The organism is Kitasatospora sp. NPDC059722 (assembly GCF_042733235.1).
In the GTDB taxonomy this organism is placed as follows: domain Bacteria; phylum Actinomycetota; class Actinomycetes; order Streptomycetales; family Streptomycetaceae; genus Kitasatospora.
In genome coordinates this window covers 104,099-108,545 of record NZ_JBHWGD010000009.1, presented here as the reverse complement: position 1 = coordinate 108,545, position 4,447 = coordinate 104,099, and the positions used below count along the sequence as shown (strand labels likewise).

The following is a 4,447-nucleotide window of genomic DNA, read 5'->3' as shown; positions in this document are numbered from 1 at the left end:
CGGGCGCCGGGGGCCCGCGCCGGCACCGCCGCCCGCCCCCCGCCGCGCGCGCCCCCCCGCCCCCGCGCGCGCCGGCGGGGGGGGGGCGGCCGGGCGCCCCCCCCCCCCCCGCCGGTGAACAGCCCGTAGCCGTACGCGATGTGCACCTTGTGGCCGGCCCGTCCGCCGGCCGCGCGGATCGAGCGGGCGACGACGTCCGCCCACATCGACAGGTCGTTCTCGGTGTAGCCGACGACGGTCGGGCGCCCGGTGGTGCCGCTGGAGGCGTGGATCCGGCGGACCCGGTCCATCGGGACGGCGAACAGGCCGAACGGGTATCCCTCGCGCAGGTCGGCCTTGGTGGTGAACGGGAAGCGGGCGAGGTCCGCCAGGCTGCGGCAGTCCCCCGGCCCGACCCCGGCGGCGTCGAACTTGCGGCGGTACAGCTCGACGTTGTCGTACGCGTGCCGCAGGGTGGCCCGGAGGCGGTCGAGCTGGTGGGCGCGCAGTTCGCCGACCGTCATCCGCTCGCCGGCGTCCAGCAGCCCCGGCGGGACGGGCTCGCCGAGGCGCCTCGGCACAGCGCTCCCGGCTCCCTCGGGGACCCCGGCTTCTTCGGGCGCGCTGCTGGTCATCGTCGCTCCTTCGCAGGTCGGCCGGGCCCCCGCGGCCGCCCCGACCGATCGTTCGGCCGGGCGGCCCCAGGGCCAGTAATCCAGGACGCGCCGCGGGTGTCAAGACATCGGGCCGACTCCGCGGAGCCCATCCGGATTGCGCAGTTCCGGCCCGTTCACGGCGAGATTTCCGGGGCCGAGTTGACGATCCGATATGAAAATCATTACGAATTTTTACCCGGATACGGCTACCACCGGCTCCCCCGCATGGTTCAGTGGTCCGGCTTCCCCTGCCACCCGGAGTGATCACCTTGCCCACGTCCCCCGCCCTGGTCAGCGCGCTGCGCGAACTCGGCGACCGACCCGCCGTCGTCGCCGGCGGCCGCTCGATCAGCGGCATCGGCCTGCTGCTCGGCGTCTCCCCGCCCGGCGGACTGCCCGGAGCCGTCGCCGCCAAGGTCGCCGCACACTCCGCGCTGCCCGCGAGCACCGCCCGCGCCGCCGAGCAGCGGCTGCGGCACTGGGCGGGCGTCCTCGGCCCGGAGCCCATCCGGCACACCCTGCTCCACCCCGCGACCGACCTCGCCGTCGAACTCGCCCTCGCCACCCTGCTGGCCGGCGGCACCGTCCACTGCGCCGACCCCGACCAGCGCCCCGAGGAGCAGCTCGCCGCCCTCGCCACCACCGGCACCACCCACCTCACGCTGCCCTCCGACCTGCTCTGGCGCCTCGCCCGCGTGCCCGGCCTCGCCGCCCACGACCTGTCCGCGCTGCGCCTCGTCCTGCACGTCGGCCCCGAGCCCCGGCAGGACGACGTCTACGCCGCCGTCGACGCGCTCGGCGCCGTCGTCGCCCACCTGCGCGAGCCGCACAGCGACGCCGAGGCCGCCGAGCACCGGTTGCGCGCCGCCGCCGCCACCGCCGCGACCGCCGCCTGGAAGCACGCCATCGGCATCACCGCCGAGCAGGTCCGCGACTTCGGCGCGCACCTCGACCACGCCGTCCTCGGCTCGCTCCTGCTGACCCTCCAGCAGTACGGCGTCCTCACCGACCCCGCCACCGGGCACACCGAGACCGAGATCCTCGACTCCGTCGTCGTCACCCCCGTCTACCGCCCCCAGGTCGTGCGCTGGCTCGACGCCCTCGCCCGGCACGGCCTGATAGCCCGGCACGACGACCGCTACGTCGGCGCGCCGCCGCTCGCCGCCGCCGAGGTCCGCGAGACCTGGCGCCCGGCCGCCGACGCCTGGGCCGACGGGCTCGGCCAGGCCGCCGCCCTCGACCGGGTCCGGCGCGCCGCCCTGCGCCTGCCCCGCCGGATCACCGGCCAGGAGCCGCCCCGCCCGGCCGTCCCCCCGCTGCGCTGGACCGCCGCCCGCGGGTACTTCGGCGCGGCGCTCGGCTCGCTCGTCCGCGGCATGGCCGAGGCGCACGACGGGCCCGCGCCGCTGCGGGTGCTGGAGCTCAGCGACGGCGACGGCACCGACACCGCGATCGCCCGCGCCCTGTCCGCCCGCCCCCGCCAGGTCGTCGAGCACCACCCGCTGCCCGACGGCAGCCGCTTCGACGTCGTCGTCGCCGCCGGCGCCGGCGACCCGGACACCACCGTCGCGGAGCTCGTCCGCCTGCTGGCGCCCGGCGGCCGGCTGCTGCTCGTCGCGGCGACGGACGAGCAGCTCGACGTCCTCGTCACCACCGAACCCGACGCCCTCGAAGCGCCGGCGCCCGCGCCCGCTCCCGCCGAGGAGTGGCGCGCGGCGCTGACGGCGGCCGGCTGCGCGACCGTCCTCGCCCTGCCCGAGGACGGGCACCCGATGGGCCTGCTCGGCCAGCACCTGTTCGTCGCCCGCGTGCCCTGAGCCGCCGCACTAGGATCGAGGACATGGCCCGGTCCTCCCGGCACGCGGACCCGCTCGCGTCGATCGCCTCGATCGCGTCGATCGCGTCGAGCGGCTCGCTCGGCTCGCTCGGCTCGCTCGGCTCGCTCGGCTCGCTCGGCTCGCTCGGCTCGCTGCTCTCGATCGGCTCGGTCGGGTCGATCCTGTCGATCGGCTCGGTGGGCTCCGTCCTGTCCATCGGCTCGATCGGCTCGTTCGGATCCGTGGGTTCCATGGGCTCGTTCGCCTCCGCCGGCTCGATCGGCTCCGCGCTCTCCGCCCTGTCCATCGGCGCCTGGCGCGGCGTCGGCTCGCTCGGCGGCGCCCACGACCGGGCCGCGTGGTCCCACCCGCCCCGGCGGCAGCACGGTGAGCGTTTCGTGGTCGAGCGGTGAAGCCCGGGTCACGCACCGCCACCCGATGCGTACCATTTCGATACCGAAGCGGGGATGAGCTGCGAGGATCCTCGCCCGTCGGCCCCGGGCCCGGGTAGCATCCGCCTGGGCTCGTCACCGCCCGGCACGCGGGAGTTCGGGGACGGGCCCAGGCCTCCCGGCCGTGATGCAGGCGGCTCCTCCCGCCGTCGGCGGCCTCGGATCCGGGCGGCGGAACCCCGCGGGGCGTTGGCGGTCCCCGCGGACTCGACTCCGCGCGCCAGGGCAGTCGCGCGAACGGCGAAGGGCATCGTGTTGGCGGATCGGCTCACCGGCGGGGACTCCTCACTGCTGCGGCGGATCAACGCGGCGGTCACGCTCCGGGCGTTGCGGGCCGGCCACGCCGTGACCCTCACTCAGCTCGTCGGCGAGACCGGGCTCTCCCGGCCCACCGTCGAGGGCGTCATCGAGGGACTCGTCGACACCGGGCTCGTCGCCGAGGTCGACCAGCCCAAGGAGGACGGCCAGCCGGGCACCGGCCGCCGCGGCCGGCCCGCCCGCTGGTTCCGCTTCCGCGCCGAGGCCGGGCACATCCTCGGCATCGAGATCGGCGTGCACGACGTCCGCGTCATCCTCGCCGACCTCACCGGCGAGGTGCTGGGCAGTCACTTCAAGCCCGTCGACGAGACCCTGGAGGCCGAGGACCGGCTCGCCGCCGTCCGCACCGCCGTCGCCGAGGTGCTGCGCAAGGCCGGCATCTCGCGCGACAACCTGTGGGCCGTCGGCATCGGCACCCCCGGCATCGTCGACCGCGAGGGCACCATCCGGCTCGGCACGGCCATGCCCGGCTGGACCGGCCTCGACCTCGGCGTGCGGCTGCGCCGCTCCTTCCGCTGCCCCGTGCTGATCGAGAACGACGCCAACCTCGCCGCGATCGCCGAGCACTGGCAGGGCGCGGCGGTCGGCGCCGACGACGTCGTCTTCGTCATGGCCGGCCTCAGCCCCGGGGCCGGCTCGCTCATCAACGGCCGCCTGCACCGCGGGTACGGCGGCGCCGCCGGCGAGATCGGCGCGCTGCACCTGCTGGGCCAGGAGGTCACCCCCGAGCGGCTCCTGTCGACCACCGGCAAGCCCCTCAACCCGCTCGACGAGGCGGCCGTCGCCCGCGTCCTGCGGCTCGCGCGCGAGGGCGACGAGGTGGCCAAGGTCGCCATGGACCGCTTCCTGACCCGCCTCGTGCAGTCCGTCGCCGCCCTCGTCCTCGCGATCGACCCGCGCCTGGTCGTGGTCGGCGGGTGGGCCGCCGGGCTCGACGGCGTCCTGGAGCCGCTGCGCGAGCGGCTCGCCGAGTTCACGCTCCGCGCGCCCGAGGTGGCCCTGGCCGCGCTCGGCTCGGAGGTCGTCGCGATGGGCGCCCTGCGCGTCGCCCTGGACCACGTCGAGGAGCAGCTCTTCGCCGTCGACCCGCCCCGGGTCTGACACCTCCGGGTGGGAAAACGACCGAGGCCCGGACGCCTGTGGGGCTGTCTCTTATACACAGATGACGCTGCCGACGACACAGCAAGTGTATATCTCGGTGGTCGCCGTAGCATTAAAAATTGTT

4 protein-coding genes are annotated in these 4,447 nt (G+C 76.0%); 3 read left to right on the top strand and 1 reads right to left on the bottom strand.

The annotated features are described in order from the left end of the window. Nucleotides 1-614 (bottom strand): phenylacetate--CoA ligase family protein (locus ACFV4F_RS08075; protein ID WP_380500935.1); only part of this gene is annotated, 614 nt, incomplete at its 3' end. Nucleotides 615-904: 290 nt separating this feature from the next. Here ACFV4F_RS08075 and ACFV4F_RS08070 point away from each other — a divergent pair. The 3 genes from ACFV4F_RS08070 to ACFV4F_RS08060 all read left to right on the top strand — a co-directional run bounded on the left by ACFV4F_RS08070 (nt 905) and on the right by ACFV4F_RS08060 (nt 4,323). Next, complete coding sequence (locus tag ACFV4F_RS08070; RefSeq protein ID WP_380500933.1) at nt 905-2,452, top strand: hypothetical protein; 1,548 nt, start codon at nt 905-907, stop codon at nt 2,450-2,452. 23 nt (nt 2,453-2,475) lie between these two features. Continuing rightward, nucleotides 2,476-2,865, top strand: coding sequence for a hypothetical protein (locus tag ACFV4F_RS08065; RefSeq protein ID WP_380500931.1), 390 nt, complete (start codon nt 2,476-2,478; stop codon nt 2,863-2,865). Nucleotides 2,866-3,156: 291 nt separating this feature from the next. Further along, nucleotides 3,157-4,323, top strand: a complete 1,167-nt coding sequence (locus ACFV4F_RS08060; RefSeq protein WP_380500929.1) for an ROK family protein — start codon at nt 3,157-3,159, stop codon at nt 4,321-4,323. Nucleotides 4,324-4,447 lie beyond the last annotated feature (124 nt).

Coding starts and splice junctions, on each gene's coding strand:
- ACFV4F_RS08065 (WP_380500931.1), top strand. CDS start 2,476: ATGGCCCGGTCCTCCCGGCACGCGGACCCGCTCGCGTCGATCGCCTCG.